This is a genomic window from Mycobacterium sp. (genome assembly GCF_035506235.1).
In the GTDB taxonomy this organism is placed as follows: domain Bacteria; phylum Actinomycetota; class Actinomycetes; order Mycobacteriales; family Mycobacteriaceae; genus Mycobacterium.
Genome location: NZ_DATJPU010000100.1, coordinates 30,033 through 45,437, shown reverse-complemented (window position 1 = coordinate 45,437; position 15,405 = coordinate 30,033). Strand labels below are relative to the sequence as shown.

The following is a 15,405-nucleotide window of genomic DNA, read 5'->3' as shown; positions in this document are numbered from 1 at the left end:
ATCTTAAACGTCGTGGCCCAGCGATCTGCAACTACCGCGGCCACGCGCCGGCCGCGTGGCGCACCGCGCAAATTACTGCTCGACGCCGCCCGAGACCTGTTCGCCCGCCAGGACTACCGCGGCACCACCACGCGTGAAATCGCCCAGGCTGCCGGCGTTACCGAGCACCTGCTGTTTCGCCACTTCGGATCGAAGGCGGCGCTGTTCCGCGAGGCGCTCGTCCTGCCGTTCACCAGCTTCGTCGACGAATTCGGCCGGACCTGGCAGTCGGTCATCCCCGAGGAGACCAAGGAGGAGGAGCTCGCCGGGCATTTCGTCGGGCAGCTCTACGACGTGTTCGTCGAACACCAGGGTCTCCTGCTGACGCTGATGGCATCCGAGGCCCTCACCGAGGAGGAGATGGCCGACGCGGGCATTGCCGACGTCAGGCGGGCGCTTACGGTGCTCGGCCGGATCAGCGCCGAGGGCATGCATCTGCGCGGGCTGCGGTCGGATCACCCGGACCTGCCGGCGCATTCGACGGTGGCGATGATCGCCGGCATGGCCGCGTTGCGTTCCACGTACTTCGGAACCAAGCAGCCGTCGAGGGAGGTCATCGTGGAGGAGCTCGTCCAGGCGATCCTGCACGGCTTCCTGCACCGGAAGGAACACGATCATGACAGGCACTAGGGCCGTCGAGTTGTATTACGACCCATACGACGTCGACATCGACGACGATCCGTACCCGGTGTGGAAGCGCATGCGCGAAGAGGCGCCGTTGTACTACAACGAGAAGTTCAACTTCTACGCGCTGAGTCGGTATGAGGACGTGGCACGCGAACTGCCGAACTGGGAGACCTACCGATCCGGTCGCGGCACCACCGCCGACATCCTCTTCAACAACATCGAAGTGCCACCGGGCATCCTGCTATTCGAGGATCCGCCGCTGCACGACCTGCACCGCCGCCTGCTGTCCCGAGTCTTCACGCCCCGGCGCATGCTGGACGTCGAGTCCATGGTGCGGGGATTCTGCGTCCGGGAACTGGACCCGCTGATCGGTGCCGGCGGGTTCGACTTCATCGCCGACCTCGGGGCGACGATGCCGATGCGGACCATCGGCTACCTGCTGGGCATCCCCGAGGAGGACCAGGCGAACATACGGGATCGCAACGGGGCCTTCATCGAAATGACCGAGGGCCGCAAGCCCGGTGGGGTCAACCCGAACCTGTTCGCGGACACCATCGCTATGTTCGCCGAGTACATCGAATGGCGCGCCAGTCATCCGTCCGATGACCTGATGACCGACCTGCTGCGCGCCGAGATCGATGAACCCGACGGCACGCGGCGCCCCCTGTCACGGACCGAGGTGCTGGCCTACACCGCCATGATCGCCGGTGCCGGCAACGAAACCACCGCCCGGCTCATCGGTTTCATGGGACAGCTGCTGTCGGATCACCCGAACCAGCGCCGCGAACTCGTCGCGGATCCGTCGCTGATCCCCGGCGCGGTCGAGGAAACCCTGCGCTACGAACCCCCGTCGCCGGTGCAGGCCCGCTACGTCGCCCGCGACGCCGAGCACCACGGCCGCGTCGTCCCGGAGGGATCATTCATGTTGCTGCTCAACGGTTCCGCCAACCGAGACGAACGCCGATTCGCCGATCCCGACCGCTTCGACATCCACCGCGAGGGCGGCCACCTCAGCTTCGGGCAGGGCCTGCACTTCTGCCTCGGCTCGGCGCTGGCCCGGATGGAGACCCGGGTGGCGCTGGAAGAGGTGCTCAAGCGCTGGCCCGATTGGGAAGTCGACCACGCCAACGCCGAACGGGCGCACACCGCGAGCGTGCGCGGCTGGGCGCGCTTGCCCGTCGTCACCGGGTGAAGTGCCGCGACATGGCGAGGAGGTCGTCGACCGACCACTGGTCGTAAGCGTGCTTGCCGTATTTCACTGCAGCGACGCCACCGTCGGCGTCGATCAACAGGTCCGCGGGCAGGCCGAGATTGCCGTTGGTCGGACTGGCCGGCATCGGTGCTCGGTGCTGACTGATCGCGTTCCGGAGCGCATACCACCACCCGCTGGGCAGCGCCCGCCAGGCGCCGGGGTTGAGTATTGCCCTGGCCGCGGCCTCGACACCGAAGCGGCGGTACAGCTTCCGGTCGGGATCGCCGACGACCGGGAAGGGCAGGTCTTTCTCGTACTTGCGCAGTTCGGCAGGGGTGGAATGGAATACGACGACCTCCCGGATGCCGGCGGCGGTGATCTCGTCGAGCCGTGCGGTGATCGAGCGCAGGTGCAGGTTGCAGATCGGACAACCGGCGAACCGCCGAAATTGCAGATGGGTCAACGCGCCTCCGGGGTCGGGGATAGCGATGGGTTCGTCGAGGATGCCGGTCAGTTCCAGTTGCGGAAAGTGGTCTCCGGCGCAGAGGCGGGCAGCGGTGGTTTCGGCTTTGCGGGACATAACGTTCTCTCCTTGATCTATTTGACGGCCGCGACGAGCTTCTCGAGGGTTTCCCAGGACGTTCCGAAGGTCTTGTTGAAGGTGAAGTAGCTGATACCGAGTTCCTCGTGCAGTTTCTGGATGCGTTCGACCGCACCGAAAACGGGAAGGTCGAGCAGCGTGGTGAGCTTGCGGAGCTCGGCCTCGGGAGCGTCGGGCTCGAGCAGCCGCAACAGGGACAGGTCGCTGGGGCCGTCCATCGAGACTTGAAAGAAGGAGAAGCTCAATTCGAGGTCGTCGACGCGGTTCCCGGCTTTGTCTTTGACGAAGCCGACCCGTTCGGCCAGATCGGCGTCGGTGCCCATGGAGGCGATGGCGACGATGTCGGCCTGCTGCGCCGCCATCGTCAGCAGTTTGTCTCCCGCGCCGGCCACCATGATCGGCGGCGGAGTCTGTACCGGCGGGGGGATGTGGCCGGGATTCGAGAGTAGCCTGCGGACTTCGGTGGCGTGTTCGGTCAGGATGCGGACGCGCTGGCCCGGGCTAGGGAACGGTAGGCCGGCCGCGTCGAACTCTTGCTCGGCGTAGCCGGTGCCCAGGGAGACGATCAGCCGCCCACCGGTTGCGGAGTCCACGGCGGCGAGGTCGCGTGCCAGCAGTGCCGAGGCGCTTCCTCGGCCATCTCCGGTACGGAGTTCCGGCCGGGCAGCGTCAATCCGAGCCTGATGGGTCTGGCGGGCATGGTGGCTTCCTTCCCCTATATTCGTCGTACTAATAGTATGCTCAATAAACGATGGATCGGATTAATTCCCGATCGACCGGCCCGGTGGGGCATACTGGGAGTCCGATGAATTCCTCGCGCAGCCCGTATCAGTCCCGGTTGCGTGCCGAGCAGGCCGCCGCCACGCGCCGGCTGGTGCTGGACGCTGCCACGCGTCTCTTCGTGGAACGCGGTTACGGGGGCACGTCGATCGATGCGATCGCCGAGGAGGCGGGAGTCGGGCGTTCCACCGTGTTCGCCGCCGCCGGTGGCAAGCCCTGGCTGCTGAAAACCGCGTGCGACCGGGCCATCGTCGGCGACGACGAGCAGGTCCCGTTCCATGAACGTCCCGAAGCGCGCAAGCTATTCGCCATGGCCGACCCCACCGAGATCGTCACGGGATACGCGGGCATGCTCAGCGACGCCCAGCAGCGGGTGTCTGCCATCTACGAGGTGGTGCGGTCGGCCGCCGGAGTCGACCCGGAAGTCGGCGAACTGTGGACCGAACTCAGCCGGCAGCGCCTGGCCGGGGCGAAGGAGATGGCGACCCTGCTGGGCCGCAAAGGGGGATTGCGGCCTGGGCTATCCGTCGCGTCAGCCCGCGACATCATCTGGGTCTATAACGACCCCGGCCTGCACCACGCGCTGGTCGGTATCCGCCGGTGGAGCCAACCGAAATACCGCGACTGGCTGGCCGACACCTTGAAGTGCCAACTGCTCGGCGGCCTATGAGGTGCTGTCCACCAGGACGGCGCCGTCGGGCTGGTTCCCGAGCGTCTGAAGCGGGATGTCCCCACCCCGAGCCGTGAGGCGAACGATCTGGGCCAGCTGCGCGGGGGCGTCGCACTGCAGGTAATGATCCGCGCCGGGCACCAGCCAGTAGCGGTTCCGGCCGGGCTTGGTCTTGAGATACGTCTGCCACACGTAGTTGGGGACGCGCACCGGCGAGACGTTGTCGTGCAGGCCCCACACCACCGTGGTGTTGACGTTGAGCTTGGAAAGCGCCTCCAGCCAACTGGTTTCGTCCGCGGCGCGCTCGTTGAGATATTGGATCGTGTCCGGCAGCACGCGGATTCCGTCGTTGTGGGCGAAGCACTTCGCCAGCGCCGCGATCTCGGGGTCTTGCAACGTCCGCCGCGGCATGAAGGTGCTGGCGCCCAGGCCCGCCGCGAGCATCTCCGGGGTGGTCGCCGCCGCGGTGTCTCGCCCGGTTGCGGGGTTGAGCAGGGCGGTCTGGAACACGGTGAGATTCGACAGCGGAAGATAGATGTTGGCGTTTGTCAGGATGAGGTCGACGGGCAGTGTGGGCGGGTCCTGGGGAGCCAACATCTCCAACGCGATCATGCCGACGCTGCTGCCGCGATCGTGGGTGAGCATGCGGAATTCGGTCAGCTTCCACACCTGGGTGATCGCGTAGACCAGCAGACGCGCGTCGTCGTACAGCGAATACACGTGGGGGGGCGGCGGCTTGTCGGACAACCCGTAGCCGGGGAAGTCCAGCATGAACATGTCGAATTCGCTGCCGAGTTCGCGGGTGAGGGCGAAAAAGTCGATGCTCGACGTCGGGAAGCCGTGCACGAGAACCAGCGCGGGAGTTCCGGGTGTCCCGCAACGGCGGCTGAACACGGTGACTTGCTGTCCGTCGTTGGCGGCGGTGGTCGACCGCCACCGAACTTCCGTCCCGCCGTCTTGCCACTCCGCGAAGATGTCCAAGCTGCCAGCATGTCAGAGGGGATCGCGGTTCGACAACCGGCCGGTTGGTCCCAGGAGTCACAAGAAGCGGTGGATATGCCGTTGAGTCCACCTCGTAGCGACTACCGGTTGTCGCTATGAGGTGGACAAAAAGTCAGGTGCTCTCCTCGGGTGACTCAAGTGACAGAAGAGGAAAGCCCCATGACGGCAACGAGTTTCGCCCTCACGGGCACGTCACGTGAATTCCGAACGTCACCTGGTGGACGTCCCCCTGATTCGGCGACGCCCCCTGGCCCGTCCCGGTAATCGTGTAACTCTTCCCGTCCTTCGTCGCTTGTACCTGGGTTGCGGACTGGGGCGCCTGCCACGGCAGCTGATACTGGCCGGACCCCGTCTTGAGCGAAATTGAAAAGCCGTCGACGCTGGGCGGCTTCTCGTCCGAAATGGACAACGCTATCGACGCCGAATCGTCATGAACGCTGACGTGGGTGGTCAGATCGCCCGACTCGGCCGGCGGCACCGCCGCGGAGTTGTTGCACTCGACGCCCGCGGTCATGGTGTGCTTGTTGCCGTCCATCATGACGGTCGTCGTCGGCGGAACCGCACTCGAACTCGTGACGGAAGACGGCTGACCACCCTTGCTCGAGCAGGCCGGCAGGCCACCCCCCAACAAGGCGAGCCCGGCGGCGGCGAGAACGAGCCGTCGATTGGTCATCACACTTCCTTCGCTAGGTCGTCACGAAGGACTATAGGGCCCGCTCGCACGGCCACGCCTCCCAGCTGACCATGGTTCGCAACGGTCCCGCGAAGACGGGCCGCACCGCGGCGGACCGCCACCGCTCTTCGATGAGGGGGGCCAGGGCGTCGGCCGTGGTGAGCGGGTCGCCGTCGAGGTAGACGACGGTGATGTACTGGTGGTCCGTCCGCCAGCCGACGGGCAGGCGGCTCCAGCCGGTGCTCGAACCGAACGTCCAGGCGCCAGCGGTGCCGGGCGTGCCGAGCAGCGCCGGGTAGTGCTCGGCATGCAGCCATCGCAGCCACTCGTCCGGGCGGCCGTGGGTGGGTTCCTCGATGAGCAGCACGATCCCGCGGTGCGGCCGAAACGGCACCACCTCGGCGGAGACGAGCGCGTGCGGAGCGGCCCGCCACTGCAGCAGGCGCAGTCCGGCCACTTGCAGCGACGGACGGGTGACCGGAAAGCGGCCGTTCTCCCGCAGCGTGCGGCCGAGGGCGACGAAATCCTCGAAGGTTTTCTCGACGGGATCACCGACCAGGTAGTGCACCGCGTTGCCGACCTGCCCCAACGGCCCGTCGGCCGCCAGGCGGTGCTCGAGGTAGTCGCCGTCGGCGATCCACCGCAGCCCGTACACGATCCCGGGCAGTTGGTATTGCTCGGGCATGTGATCCAGCAGATGCCACCGCAGGTAGCTGCCGTCATCGTCGGCGGGTGCTGGCGCCGTGAGGCTGAAAAAGCCTGCCTTGACTCGCATTACGCGCCCGGCCCGATCACGAAACAGCGGCCGTTGCCCGTGCTCAGCAATACCTCCTGAACGGCGGACTTGTCGATGGCCGCAAATTCGAAGCGGTGGACTTGTTGGCCGGGCTCGATGTTGGCGTCCTGGGACTCGCTGGTGCCATCCTTCTTGCGCACCAGGGCCGTCACAGTGTCGGCCTTCGAAATGTTCTGCGGCTCATGGAAGTACCACACCTCGATCCCGCCGCCCGACGCATCGCGCCAGCCGTCAGCGTAGTAGCAGCCGGGATTTCCTTCGGCATCCGGCGGAGGCGGCGGGCATATCGACAACCCGACGCAGGCCGGCGTGCTCGTGGCGGTGACCGGCGAAACGGTCGTGCCGACCACAACGCCCGCACAACCCGTCAGGAAGATGAACAGCACTCGAAGCGCCTTCGACATGGGAGCCCTTCCCTCAAGACAGATGCAACTCGGCGAGCGCATGCAGATTTTCCAGGTAATGCCGGAGCGAGGTATGCGTGAAAATCGCGGCGAGGATGGTGGCGCCGTGCGCCGCGGTCTCGGCGATCATGTCCCGGGTTTGTTCCGGCTCGTCGATCGGGTCCAGGGGCGCCGGGGGCGGCAGCACGACCTCGAATCCCGGCCCGATGTCGAAGCGGCCCAACCACTCCCGGACCTGCCGCAGGCCCACGTTGAAGGGCGCCCAGCCGTCGGCCAGGCTCGCGGCGCGGCGCAGCGATCGCAGCGTGCGTCCCCCGATCCAGATGGGAACGCGTTCCTGGACGGCGCACGGGTCGACGACCACGCCGCCGAACGAATAGAACTCGCCGTGGTAGGAGGGTTCGGGCGCCGACAGCGAGGCGCGCAGCGCCCGCAGGGCGTCGTCGCCGCGCGGCCCGCGGTCGTCGAACGGGGCGCCGATGAGCTCGAACTCCTCTTTGAGGCTGCCGACGCCGACGCCGAGGATGAGCCTGCCGTTGCTGACTTTGTCCAGGGTGCCGTAGCGCTTGGCGATCTCGAGCGGATGGTGGTACCCGAGCACCAGCACATTGGTGGCCAACCGGATCCGTCGGGTACGCGCCGCGAGGTAGCCGAAGGTGGCCAGCGGATCCCAATAGCGGGCGCCGCGGCGGTGCTGTTCGGCGGCGGGCAGCGCGATGTGTTCGCTGCACGTCAGGTGGTGATAGCCGAGTCGGTCCGCGGCCTCGGCGATCTGGGCCAGCTCCTCGATGGAGCCGGTCTTCTCCCAGTCGGCGCTGGCCCGGGGGAACATGGTGACCACGGGCGTGGCGACCGAGAGTTTCGGGTGTCCGGGGCTCATCCCTGCATGTACCCGCCGGCGTCCACGGGAATCGATTGCCCGGTGATGGTTCGGCTCTCGTCGCCGGCCAGGAACAATGCCAGGTTGGCGACGTCCTCGGGGGTCGAAATGTCCTGCAATGGCACGCCTTTGAGGGACCTGCCGCGAACGGTCTCGAAGTCGAGGCCCTGCTCGTCGGCAGTGCGTTGCACCCAATTGCGAAACAGCTCGGTGTCGATGGCGCCGGGCACGATGCAGTTGCACCGGATGCCGTACGGGCCGACCTCGAGCGCAACGGCTTTGGTGAACGCCCGCAGCGACGCCTTGGCGGTGACGTAGTGGGTCTTGCGGACGATGCCGGAGTAGCCGGCCGTGGAGGAGAAGTTGAGGATGACACCGCGGCGGCGTTGCAGCATCGACCGGTTGAGCACCTCGCGGGTGCACAGCATGGCCGCGGTGACGTCGATGGCGAAGGTGGCGTTCCAGTTGTCCAGCGTCTGCTCCCAGATCCAACGGTCCTGCCCGGGCGCCGCGGCGTTGTTGCACAGGATGTCGACGTGGCCGAACTCGTCGACCGCCCTCGCCACCATGGCCGCGACGTCATGCTCGTTGGTCACGTCCGCGCGCATCGCGATCGCTCCAGAACCGGCCACCTGAGCGGCGTCGCGGACCAGCTCCTCGCGCCGCGCGGCCAGCAGCACCCGGGCGCCCTCCGCGACGAACAGCGAGCCCATCACCGGGCCCAGCCCGCTGCTCGCCCCGGTGATGATCGCGGCCTTGCCGTCGAGCCGGCCCGTCATCGCGGCAGCGTTGTGGGACAGCGGGTTTCGAGCCAGGCGTGGATCCGCTCGGCCACGGCGGCCCACCCGGGCTCGAGCATCATGTCATGGGCCATTCCCGGGAAGAGTTCGGCCTCGGTTCGGTATGCGGCCGCGGTCGCGCGAACTTCCTGCTGAGTGAAGACGATGTCGTCCTCGGCGCCCAGGACCAACAGCGGGGTGGTGATGAGGTGGGGCTTGGGCAGGTTCAGCAACAGCATGTCGAGCACGAATTTCGACACGTACTCCTCGTCGAGCAGCCCGGTGTAGCGCGCCACGTCGGCGCGCGGAACCGCCTCGGACAAGAACGTTTCGCGGGTTAATTCCGGGGTGCCGCCAACGCTCGACAACGACTTGCCCATGGCCAGGCTTCCCGCGGTCAGCCACGGGTGCCGCTGGAACCGGTGCAAAAAGAATCGGGCGATCCCGCTCGGGGGTACCGAGGCGAGCAGGGCGGCGGCCGGAGCGTCGTGCGACTCCAGGTACTTCTGCACCACGAAGCCGCCCATGGAATGCCCAATCACGATCGGTCGCATGGGCAGCCCGTCGGCGACGGAGGCGACGTCGTCGACGAAGTCCGCGATCGAACAGAACCGCTTGCTGCTTGGTGCGGGGCTGTTGCCATGGCCGCGCAGGCTCACCGCCAGTGATCGATAGCCCTTTGCGGCGAAAAAGTCCAGGAAATGCTCGTCCCAGCACCAGGCTCCATGCCAGGCACCGTGGACGAAGACCAACGGCGTTTTCTCGGAATCGCCGGCAGGCCCCTTATCGATCACTTCGAGCACGCCGCTGAGACTAGCGCGAATTGCGAGACCAAATTGCAGAAAAGGGATCGGATATTTACAGCTGAAGGGCGTGCGCGAAAATCAAGCCATCACATTGGCCACGTCGATAAGTTAGCGAGTGTCGGGATTCATGACCGACAGAAAATCGTGCGAACAGCGGACGCTGGTGCTGTCGGCCTTCCCTGCCGAAGCCGACGCGGTGCTGTCTTACGCCACGCTGGATCGCCACCCGGTGGTGCGGGCCGGCCGTCGGCGCTTTTACCTCGGCTCGATCGGCGACACGAAGGTGATCGTGGCGATGACCGGCATCGGCCTGGTGAACGCGACCGAGACCGCCCGGACCGCCTTCGCCCGTTTCACGTGCGCGTCATCGGTTTCGATTGGCGCGGTGCTGTTCTCGGGTGTCGCCGGCGGCGGTGCACGCGTCGGCATCGGGGACGTCACCGTGCCGGCCCGCTGGTCCCTGGACAACGGCGCGACGTTTCACCCGGTCGATCCCGGCTTGCTGGCCGCGGCGCAAGCGCTGAGCGTCGAGCTGGAAGGCGTTAATTACCTGCGCAACAAAGCCCCGCGCGTCAAGCTGGTCGATCTGAAGCGCCGGCCACGGCTGGTGGTCGGTGGCGACGGGGTCAGCTCCGACAACAACAACGGCCAGGCGTTTCCGTGCATCCCCAACGGCGGCGACGTTTTCGGATGTCAACCCCGCGGCGCGCCGGATCGCTCACTGTTCTACACGGGCAACTTCTTTGCGGCGGCCGGGCCCTGGCTGCGGAAGGCTCTGATCGGCAACCTGAACATCGCGTCGATGTCGAACCCCGCCTTCGACGCGACGGACATGGAGTCGGCGGCGGTGCAGGCGGTCGCCGACGCGCACGGGGTGCCCTTCCTCGGAATCCGCGGCATTTCGGATGGGGCCGGCGACCCGCTGCACCTGCCGGGCTTCCCGTTCGAGTTCTTCTTCTACAGGCGGATCGCGGCGAAGAACGCCGCCCGGGTGGCCGCGGCCTTCCTGCAGAGCTGCACCGGCATCTGAGTTGTCTGCGCGCGCAGGCTATTCGGTGCCGCGACCAACCGGCCGGGTCGGATCCGAACACCACTCCGACCACGACCCCGGATACAGCGCGGCTTCCCGACCCGTCGCGGCGAGCGCGGCGATGGTGACGGCCGCGGTGACCCCCGAGCCGCAATAGACGCCCACGCGGCCGTCTCCATCGACGCCATGGTCGGACAGCAATCGGCTCAGGGCCTTATCGCCGATGAAGGTGCCGTCCTGCGACAGAACGGCGCCGCTGGGCAGGTTCTCGGCGCCGGGGATGTGACCGGCGACGGGGTCCAGCGGTTCGACGTCGCCGCGGAAGCGTTCCGGTGCGCGCGCGTCCAGCAGCGCCACATCGCCGGTTTGCTCGGCCGTCAGCGTGGCCCGAGCGCCGGTGTACAGATCATCGTGCGGCACAGTCACATTCCCGGCCCGCGGGTGGACCGGGCACGTCTCGAGGTTCCCTCCGCTCGAGCGCCACGCGGGCAGGCCGCCGTCCAGGATGCGCACCTCCTCCAGGCCGGCCGCGGTCAGCACCCACCACGCCCGCGCGGAACCGGCGCGATTCCAGTCGTCGTACACCACGACCAAATCGGCCTGCCGGACGCCCCATCGGCGCGCGGCCACCTGCAGCTTGCGCCCGGACGGCAGCGGGTGACGCCCGCGCCCGGTCACGCTGTGATCGCTCAGTTCGTCTTCCAGCGACACATACACCGCGCCCGGTACGTGGCCCCCGAGGTAGGCCGCGCGGCCGTCGGGATCGTCGAGCCGCCAACGGACGTCGAGTATCGCCGGCGGGTCGCCGGCGTCGATCAGGCGGGCCAGCTCGGTGGCCGTGATCAGCACCTCGTCGCGCGCGCGCACTGGCGCACCTCCTTGCCGTTTCCAGTGAGCCTAGCCGCGGCCCGCGGGGTGAACGCCATCGGAACTCGAGGTGAACTCTTGTTTCGGAAACGAGGCCGGCCGGGCGCCCGGAATTAAACTCATTCGGAACTAAAACTGAACGGCGGATTGAACTTTGGCTTGCGAGGGGCGTTGCGCCGGCGGGCTATTGACCACCGACCCGTTCGCGCGCGACCATTCGTTATATTGGGCGTCGAAGCTTTGAAAGTGATGGGGAAATGAAAAAGAAAATCTCCGCGTGCGCCTTCGGCGCTCTGCTGGCAGTCATGTGGGTGCCCGCCGTCGCGCACGCCGACCAGACGGACCAGGACTTCGCCGACTACCTCACGTCGCACGGCATCAACCTGGGTTCGCCGGCCCAGGCCGTGAACATGGCGCACGTGATGTGTCAGGACCTCGAAGCCGGCTACACCCAGAAGGACGAGATCGACCAGCTGACGGGATCGCACAAGCTGACCCAGGCGCAGGCCGAGACGTTCATCGGCGCCGCGACCGCGGATTACTGCCCGGGCAAGCACAGTCCCAACAAGCCCGGCGGCTAACAGGCCCGGCCGCGACCGACCGGTGGTCTGGTATACCGACCACCGGTCTGCTTATACTTCGTGGGCGACCACGGAGGTAGAGCAATGAGCGGCTCAGAGCAGTCACAGATCCGCACCCGCATGTTCGCCCGGGTGATGGGACCGTTCCTCACCATCGTGCCGACCACCGTCGCGGTGCGCGGGCAGTACATGGAGGAACTGTTCAACGAATTCAAGGCCAACCCGATGTGGCCGTGGCTCTACGGCGCCATTCTTTTGGCGGCCGGCCTTTTCATCATCGCGTTTCACCAGTATTGGCGCAGCCCTTCGGCGATCATCGTTTCGGTCATCGGGTGGTTCTTCCTGATACGCGGCCTGCTCCTGCTGACCGTTCCCCGGGCCTACGACGCGGCCGGCGACGCCATCTACAGCTCGGGTGCGTCGGCCGTGATCTGGGTGCTGTTCGCCTGCCTCGCCTCGGCCGGCCTCTACCTGACCTACGTCGGCTGGAAGCCGGAACACCCGACCGACGATCGCCGGCATGCCGCGGGTAGTTAAGCACCCCGACATCCGCCGGGCGGAGCTGCTCGACCGGGCGGCCGTGTTATTCCTGCGCGACGGTTACGACAACGTCAGCCTCAACGACCTGATCGCCGACGCCGGGGTCTCCAAAGGCGCCTTCTACCACTGGTTTCCGTCCAAGGAAGCGCTGATCACCGCATTGGTCGAGCGCAGCGCGGGCGAAGCGTTCACCGCCGTGGGCGACGCCGTCGCCGCGTGCGGCGGCGACGCGTTGGCCCGGCTCAACGCGGCCTTGCGGACCAGCGTTGACATGAATATGAAGGCGGGGGGGCCCGAGCAGCTGGCCGCGATGGTGTCGTTGCTGCGCCCGGACAATGCCCAGCTGTACGCGCGGATCCAGGCCGTCGAGGAAGCGTTGTTCCTGCCCCTGCTGACGCGGCTGATATCCGACGGCGTCGCCGAGGGCGTCTTCGACACGTTCGATCCCGAGGGCGTCGCCGACATGATCTATGGCCTCGCGGCGCGGACGAACACGAACATCCTGGCGGTGTTGCAGGCCCCCGACGAGTCGTCCCGGGAGCGGGCAATCGACTCTCTGACAACGCGATTCAGGCTGCACGGGCTCGCCGCCGACCGCATCCTCGGGCTGGCCGACGGAAGCATCACCACGCTGACGCGCGCGCAGGTCGAGGCGATGGTCGCGGCGCTGCCGAAGGCCTATTGACTAGGCGCTCCGCCGGGAACCGGTGGTCCGCAGCGACGCCAGCATGCCGGCGGCGGCCCGTTCCCAGGTGAAGTTCTCCGCGCGGCGCCGGGCGGAGCTGCGGCGGTGGTGTTCGGGCCGGCCGACGACCGCGCCGACCGCCCAGGCGATGGCGAACGGGTCGTTGTCGGCCAGGGCGCCGCTGTCGGGCGTGACGATCTCGGTCAGCGCCGACGTGCGCGACACCACCGCAGGCGTTCCGCAGGCCAGCGATTCGAGCGCGGCCAGCCCGAACGTCTCGTGCGGCCCGGGCGCCAGCGTCACGTCGGCGGTGGCCAGCAGCCCCGCGACGGTATGCCGGTCATTGATGAAGCCGGTGAAGTCGATCGGAAGCCGGGAGGCCTGCCTTTCCAGCCGGGCCCGCAGCGGCCCCTCGCCCACGACGACCAGCCGAGCGTCGACACCGGCATGGCACAGCGCGCCGAGCGCGTCGATGCTGCGGTCGACGCGCTTTTCCACCGATAGCCGGCCGCAGTGAACCAGCAGGATCTGTTGCGGGGCGGCCCAGCGCCGCCGCACCAGGTACGAGTGCCGGCGCGGGTGAAACGTCTGCAGATCCACGCCCAACGGGACGGTGACGGTATTCGTCGCGCCGATCCGGTCGAACTCCTCGCGCGCGAACGCCGTCGTGCACACCACGGTGTCGTAGTTGGCGGCCGTGCGGCGATTGGCGAAGTCCGCGAACCGCTCGGCGCTGCGACGCGGAAGCACCTGCCCCACAAGGCGATCCAGCCGTTCGTGGGAGATCATCACCGTGTTGGCGCCGTAGTCGCGGCCCCACGGCCCCAGCGACCTCAGCGTGAGCCGGTCGGACACCTCCAACGCGTCGGGTTTGAGCGCTTTCAGCAGCGCCTTGACCGGCCCCGGCATCACGGCGCGGTAGCCTCCGGTGCAGGGAATCAACCGGGCGGGCATCGTGATTCGCACCACGCCGGTGGGCAGCCGGGTACGTTCGGGGCTGCGGCCGGGGACGATGAGGAACACCTCGTGCCCGGTGGCGCAGTATTCCGCGCCGAGCCGGTCCACCGCGGTGCGCAGGCCGCCGGAGCGAGGGCCGTAGAAGTTGGCGACCTGTACAACGCGCATACCGCGAGAACACGCGGCGCGCATGTGCAGTCATCGATGGGGAGCCTACGCGTGCCTGAACAATCTGTGAATTTCCACTGCTCGACGCCAGGCGACACGCCATAATCGGCCATCAAATGACATCCAAATTGAGCTTCGTGTCGCTGGCCGTGGCGGTTGTTGCCCTCGCGGCCTTCTGGTCGGTTGAGCTCGCCGCCGGCTCCGGCATCGAGGCGACGCAGAGCGTCGTCTACGTGCTGGCCGCGGCGGCCGCCGTCATCCTCGGCGTGATCGCCGTGTGGACCGGCGTTGTCGCGCGTCGGCGAGTCAAGCGCGGCAATGCCACCGGAGGCGGCGTCGCGCTCGCCGGTGTCGCGCTCGGGCTCTTGGCGGCCGTCGTGCCCGCGACCCTTCTCGCTTCCTTGGCGTATCTGGAGTACAGCGGCTGGCAGGAATTTCGATCGTGCGTCAAAGGGGCGGGTACGGCGTATCCAAACTACTTGTGCCTCAAGGAGTGTCCGCCATTCTTGGAGTCCCTGTGTCGCAAACAGATTGGCTGGTGAGTCGTCAACCGTCTTTGGGCCCTTCGGCTTTGCCGATCCGCTCGGCGAGGTCGTCGCCGGACAGCCGCGCACCGAGGAACGCACCGGAGGTGGGCAGGCTCAGGTGCAGTTGCGAAGCGCCGCTGACCGCGACCGTTCCGTGCTCGAGGCTGAAGTCGAGGACGTGCCCGCCGGCGGTGCGATCCTCATTCAGGAAGTGCAGGTGGTATCCCGCCACGGAGATGCCCTGTTCGAAGTCCGGGGTGCGGAACCCGACCACCGTGCCCGGCACGTCGGTGAACACGGTCTCGGCCTGGTCTTCTGTCGCCTGTGTCAATGGGGGATAGGGCGGCTTCTGCGCCATCACCGTGCGGGTGTGCAGTTCGGCGAAGCGCCCGGTGATCTTGATCGCGTAAATCAGGTTGGGGCTTTGGATTCGGCGGTCGATCGCTCCGGTCACCTCGGCTCGCCCGGTGCGGGTCTGGACCGGGATCTCGAAGTCGGTGTGGAATCGCGTGACCGCCGCGAACGGGGTGCGGTCGGTCGGCGCCGCCCGGCCGGCGCTGCCGTCCGCGCGCAGCCGGTAGCAGACGCCGTCGAGGATGACCATTTCGCCGTCGAGGTGGTTGAAGGTGCCCAGGCCGAAGTCGCCGTGGCGCAGGATGTCGGCGACGGTGGCGTCGCCGTCGTAGACGCCGTCGAGCAGGGCGCTGATCGTGGAGAACTGATACACCTCGTCGTCATGGTGATGGTGACTGAGAATCGTTGTGGCCCAATGACGGAACCGCTCGTGCGCGTTGCTCATGT

21 protein-coding genes are annotated in these 15,405 nt (G+C 67.2%); 8 read left to right on the top strand and 13 right to left on the bottom strand.

Annotation, left to right across the window (positions count from 1 at the left end):
• Nucleotides 1-12 precede the first annotated feature (12 nt).
• A complete protein-coding gene (locus VMD50_RS09465) occupies nucleotides 13-669 on the top strand; it encodes a TetR/AcrR family transcriptional regulator (RefSeq protein ID WP_325427118.1) in 657 nt (218 codons plus the stop codon).
• Nucleotides 656-1,858: a cytochrome P450 gene (locus VMD50_RS09460; RefSeq protein ID WP_325427116.1), complete on the top strand. Its 1,203-nt coding sequence runs from the start codon at nucleotides 656-658 to the stop codon at nucleotides 1,856-1,858. The genes VMD50_RS09465 and VMD50_RS09460 overlap by 14 nt, the downstream gene beginning before the upstream one ends.
• Here the strand turns inward: VMD50_RS09460 and VMD50_RS09455 are convergent.
• Genes VMD50_RS09455 through VMD50_RS09445 form a run of 3 tightly spaced genes read right to left on the bottom strand, consistent with a single transcriptional unit; the run spans nucleotide 1,848 to nucleotide 3,159 of the window.
• On the bottom strand, nucleotides 1,848-2,438 hold the full coding sequence (locus VMD50_RS09455; RefSeq protein WP_325427114.1) for a peroxiredoxin-like family protein: 591 nt from the start codon (nucleotides 2,436-2,438) through the stop codon (nucleotides 1,848-1,850). The two genes, VMD50_RS09460 and VMD50_RS09455, sit on opposite strands and share 11 nt — an antisense overlap.
• A gap of 17 nt (nucleotides 2,439-2,455) precedes the next feature.
• Complete coding sequence (locus VMD50_RS09450; RefSeq protein ID WP_325427112.1) at nucleotides 2,456-3,052, bottom strand: LLM class flavin-dependent oxidoreductase; 597 nt, start codon at nucleotides 3,050-3,052, stop codon at nucleotides 2,456-2,458.
• Nucleotides 3,025-3,159 carry a hypothetical protein gene (locus tag VMD50_RS09445; RefSeq protein WP_325427110.1) on the bottom strand — a complete coding sequence of 45 codons (135 nt, stop codon included), beginning with the start codon at nucleotides 3,157-3,159 and terminating at the stop codon, nucleotides 3,025-3,027. Before VMD50_RS09445 ends, VMD50_RS09450 begins: the two co-directional genes overlap by 28 nt.
• A gap of 105 nt (nucleotides 3,160-3,264) precedes the next feature.
• Between VMD50_RS09445 and VMD50_RS09440 the strand changes: the two genes are divergently transcribed.
• Nucleotides 3,265-3,909, top strand: a complete 645-nt coding sequence (locus VMD50_RS09440; protein WP_325427108.1) for a TetR/AcrR family transcriptional regulator — start codon at nucleotides 3,265-3,267, stop codon at nucleotides 3,907-3,909.
• On the opposite strand, the gene VMD50_RS09435 is transcribed toward VMD50_RS09440, so the two are convergent.
• The 7 genes from VMD50_RS09435 to VMD50_RS09405 all read right to left on the bottom strand — a co-directional run bounded on the left by VMD50_RS09435 (nucleotide 3,904) and on the right by VMD50_RS09405 (nucleotide 9,246).
• Nucleotides 3,904-4,890, bottom strand: a complete 987-nt coding sequence (locus tag VMD50_RS09435) for an alpha/beta fold hydrolase (RefSeq protein ID WP_325427106.1) — start codon at nucleotides 4,888-4,890, stop codon at nucleotides 3,904-3,906. The two genes, VMD50_RS09440 and VMD50_RS09435, sit on opposite strands and share 6 nt — an antisense overlap.
• A 202-nt stretch (nucleotides 4,891-5,092) precedes the next feature.
• The gene (locus VMD50_RS09430; protein ID WP_325427104.1) at nucleotides 5,093-5,584 is read right to left on the bottom strand and encodes a lipoprotein LpqH; all 492 of its coding nucleotides are present in this window, start codon (nucleotides 5,582-5,584) and stop codon (nucleotides 5,093-5,095) included.
• A gap of 31 nt (nucleotides 5,585-5,615) precedes the next feature.
• The gene (locus VMD50_RS09425; protein WP_325427102.1) at nucleotides 5,616-6,359 is read right to left on the bottom strand and encodes a hypothetical protein; all 744 of its coding nucleotides are present in this window, start codon (nucleotides 6,357-6,359) and stop codon (nucleotides 5,616-5,618) included.
• The gene (locus VMD50_RS09420) at nucleotides 6,359-6,784 is read right to left on the bottom strand and encodes a hypothetical protein (protein ID WP_325427100.1); all 426 of its coding nucleotides are present in this window, start codon (nucleotides 6,782-6,784) and stop codon (nucleotides 6,359-6,361) included. Before VMD50_RS09420 ends, VMD50_RS09425 begins: the two co-directional genes overlap by 1 nt.
• A gap of 13 nt (nucleotides 6,785-6,797) precedes the next feature.
• Nucleotides 6,798-7,664: an LLM class F420-dependent oxidoreductase gene (locus VMD50_RS09415; protein ID WP_325427098.1), complete on the bottom strand. Its 867-nt coding sequence runs from the start codon at nucleotides 7,662-7,664 to the stop codon at nucleotides 6,798-6,800.
• The gene (locus VMD50_RS09410; RefSeq protein ID WP_325427096.1) at nucleotides 7,661-8,443 is read right to left on the bottom strand and encodes an SDR family NAD(P)-dependent oxidoreductase; all 783 of its coding nucleotides are present in this window, start codon (nucleotides 8,441-8,443) and stop codon (nucleotides 7,661-7,663) included. The genes VMD50_RS09415 and VMD50_RS09410 overlap by 4 nt, the downstream gene beginning before the upstream one ends.
• A complete protein-coding gene (locus VMD50_RS09405; protein ID WP_325427094.1) occupies nucleotides 8,440-9,246 on the bottom strand; it encodes an alpha/beta hydrolase in 807 nt (268 codons plus the stop codon). The genes VMD50_RS09410 and VMD50_RS09405 overlap by 4 nt, the downstream gene beginning before the upstream one ends.
• A 130-nt stretch (nucleotides 9,247-9,376) precedes the next feature.
• Between VMD50_RS09405 and VMD50_RS09400 the strand changes: the two genes are divergently transcribed.
• Complete coding sequence (locus tag VMD50_RS09400; RefSeq protein ID WP_325427092.1) at nucleotides 9,377-10,279, top strand: 5'-methylthioadenosine/S-adenosylhomocysteine nucleosidase family protein; 903 nt, start codon at nucleotides 9,377-9,379, stop codon at nucleotides 10,277-10,279.
• A gap of 18 nt (nucleotides 10,280-10,297) precedes the next feature.
• Here the strand turns inward: VMD50_RS09400 and VMD50_RS09395 are convergent, their stop codons facing one another.
• The gene (locus VMD50_RS09395; protein WP_325427090.1) at nucleotides 10,298-11,146 is read right to left on the bottom strand and encodes a sulfurtransferase; all 849 of its coding nucleotides are present in this window, start codon (nucleotides 11,144-11,146) and stop codon (nucleotides 10,298-10,300) included.
• A gap of 257 nt (nucleotides 11,147-11,403) precedes the next feature.
• On the opposite strand from VMD50_RS09395, the gene VMD50_RS09390 reads away from it, so the two are divergent.
• From VMD50_RS09390 to VMD50_RS09380, 3 genes are all read left to right on the top strand, one after another.
• Nucleotides 11,404-11,727: a DUF732 domain-containing protein gene (locus VMD50_RS09390; RefSeq protein ID WP_325427088.1), complete on the top strand. Its 324-nt coding sequence runs from the start codon at nucleotides 11,404-11,406 to the stop codon at nucleotides 11,725-11,727.
• An 84-nt stretch (nucleotides 11,728-11,811) separates the two neighbouring features.
• Complete coding sequence (locus VMD50_RS09385; RefSeq protein ID WP_325427086.1) at nucleotides 11,812-12,264, top strand: hypothetical protein; 453 nt, start codon at nucleotides 11,812-11,814, stop codon at nucleotides 12,262-12,264.
• Nucleotides 12,248-12,952 carry a TetR/AcrR family transcriptional regulator gene (locus VMD50_RS09380; protein WP_325427084.1) on the top strand — a complete coding sequence of 235 codons (705 nt, stop codon included), beginning with the start codon at nucleotides 12,248-12,250 and terminating at the stop codon, nucleotides 12,950-12,952. The genes VMD50_RS09385 and VMD50_RS09380 overlap by 17 nt, the downstream gene beginning before the upstream one ends.
• On the opposite strand, the gene VMD50_RS09375 is transcribed toward VMD50_RS09380, so the two are convergent.
• A complete protein-coding gene (locus VMD50_RS09375; RefSeq protein ID WP_325427082.1) occupies nucleotides 12,953-14,077 on the bottom strand; it encodes a glycosyltransferase in 1,125 nt (374 codons plus the stop codon).
• 128 nt (nucleotides 14,078-14,205) lie between these two features.
• Here VMD50_RS09375 and VMD50_RS09370 point away from each other — a divergent pair, with 128 nt between their 5' ends.
• Complete coding sequence (locus tag VMD50_RS09370; RefSeq protein WP_414686032.1) at nucleotides 14,206-14,619, top strand: DUF4190 domain-containing protein; 414 nt, start codon at nucleotides 14,206-14,208, stop codon at nucleotides 14,617-14,619.
• A gap of 4 nt (nucleotides 14,620-14,623) precedes the next feature.
• Here the strand turns inward: VMD50_RS09370 and budA are convergent, their stop codons facing one another.
• On the bottom strand, nucleotides 14,624-15,403 hold the full coding sequence (gene budA / locus VMD50_RS09365; protein ID WP_325427080.1) for an acetolactate decarboxylase: 780 nt from the start codon (nucleotides 15,401-15,403) through the stop codon (nucleotides 14,624-14,626).
• Nucleotides 15,404-15,405: the final 2 nt, after the last annotated feature.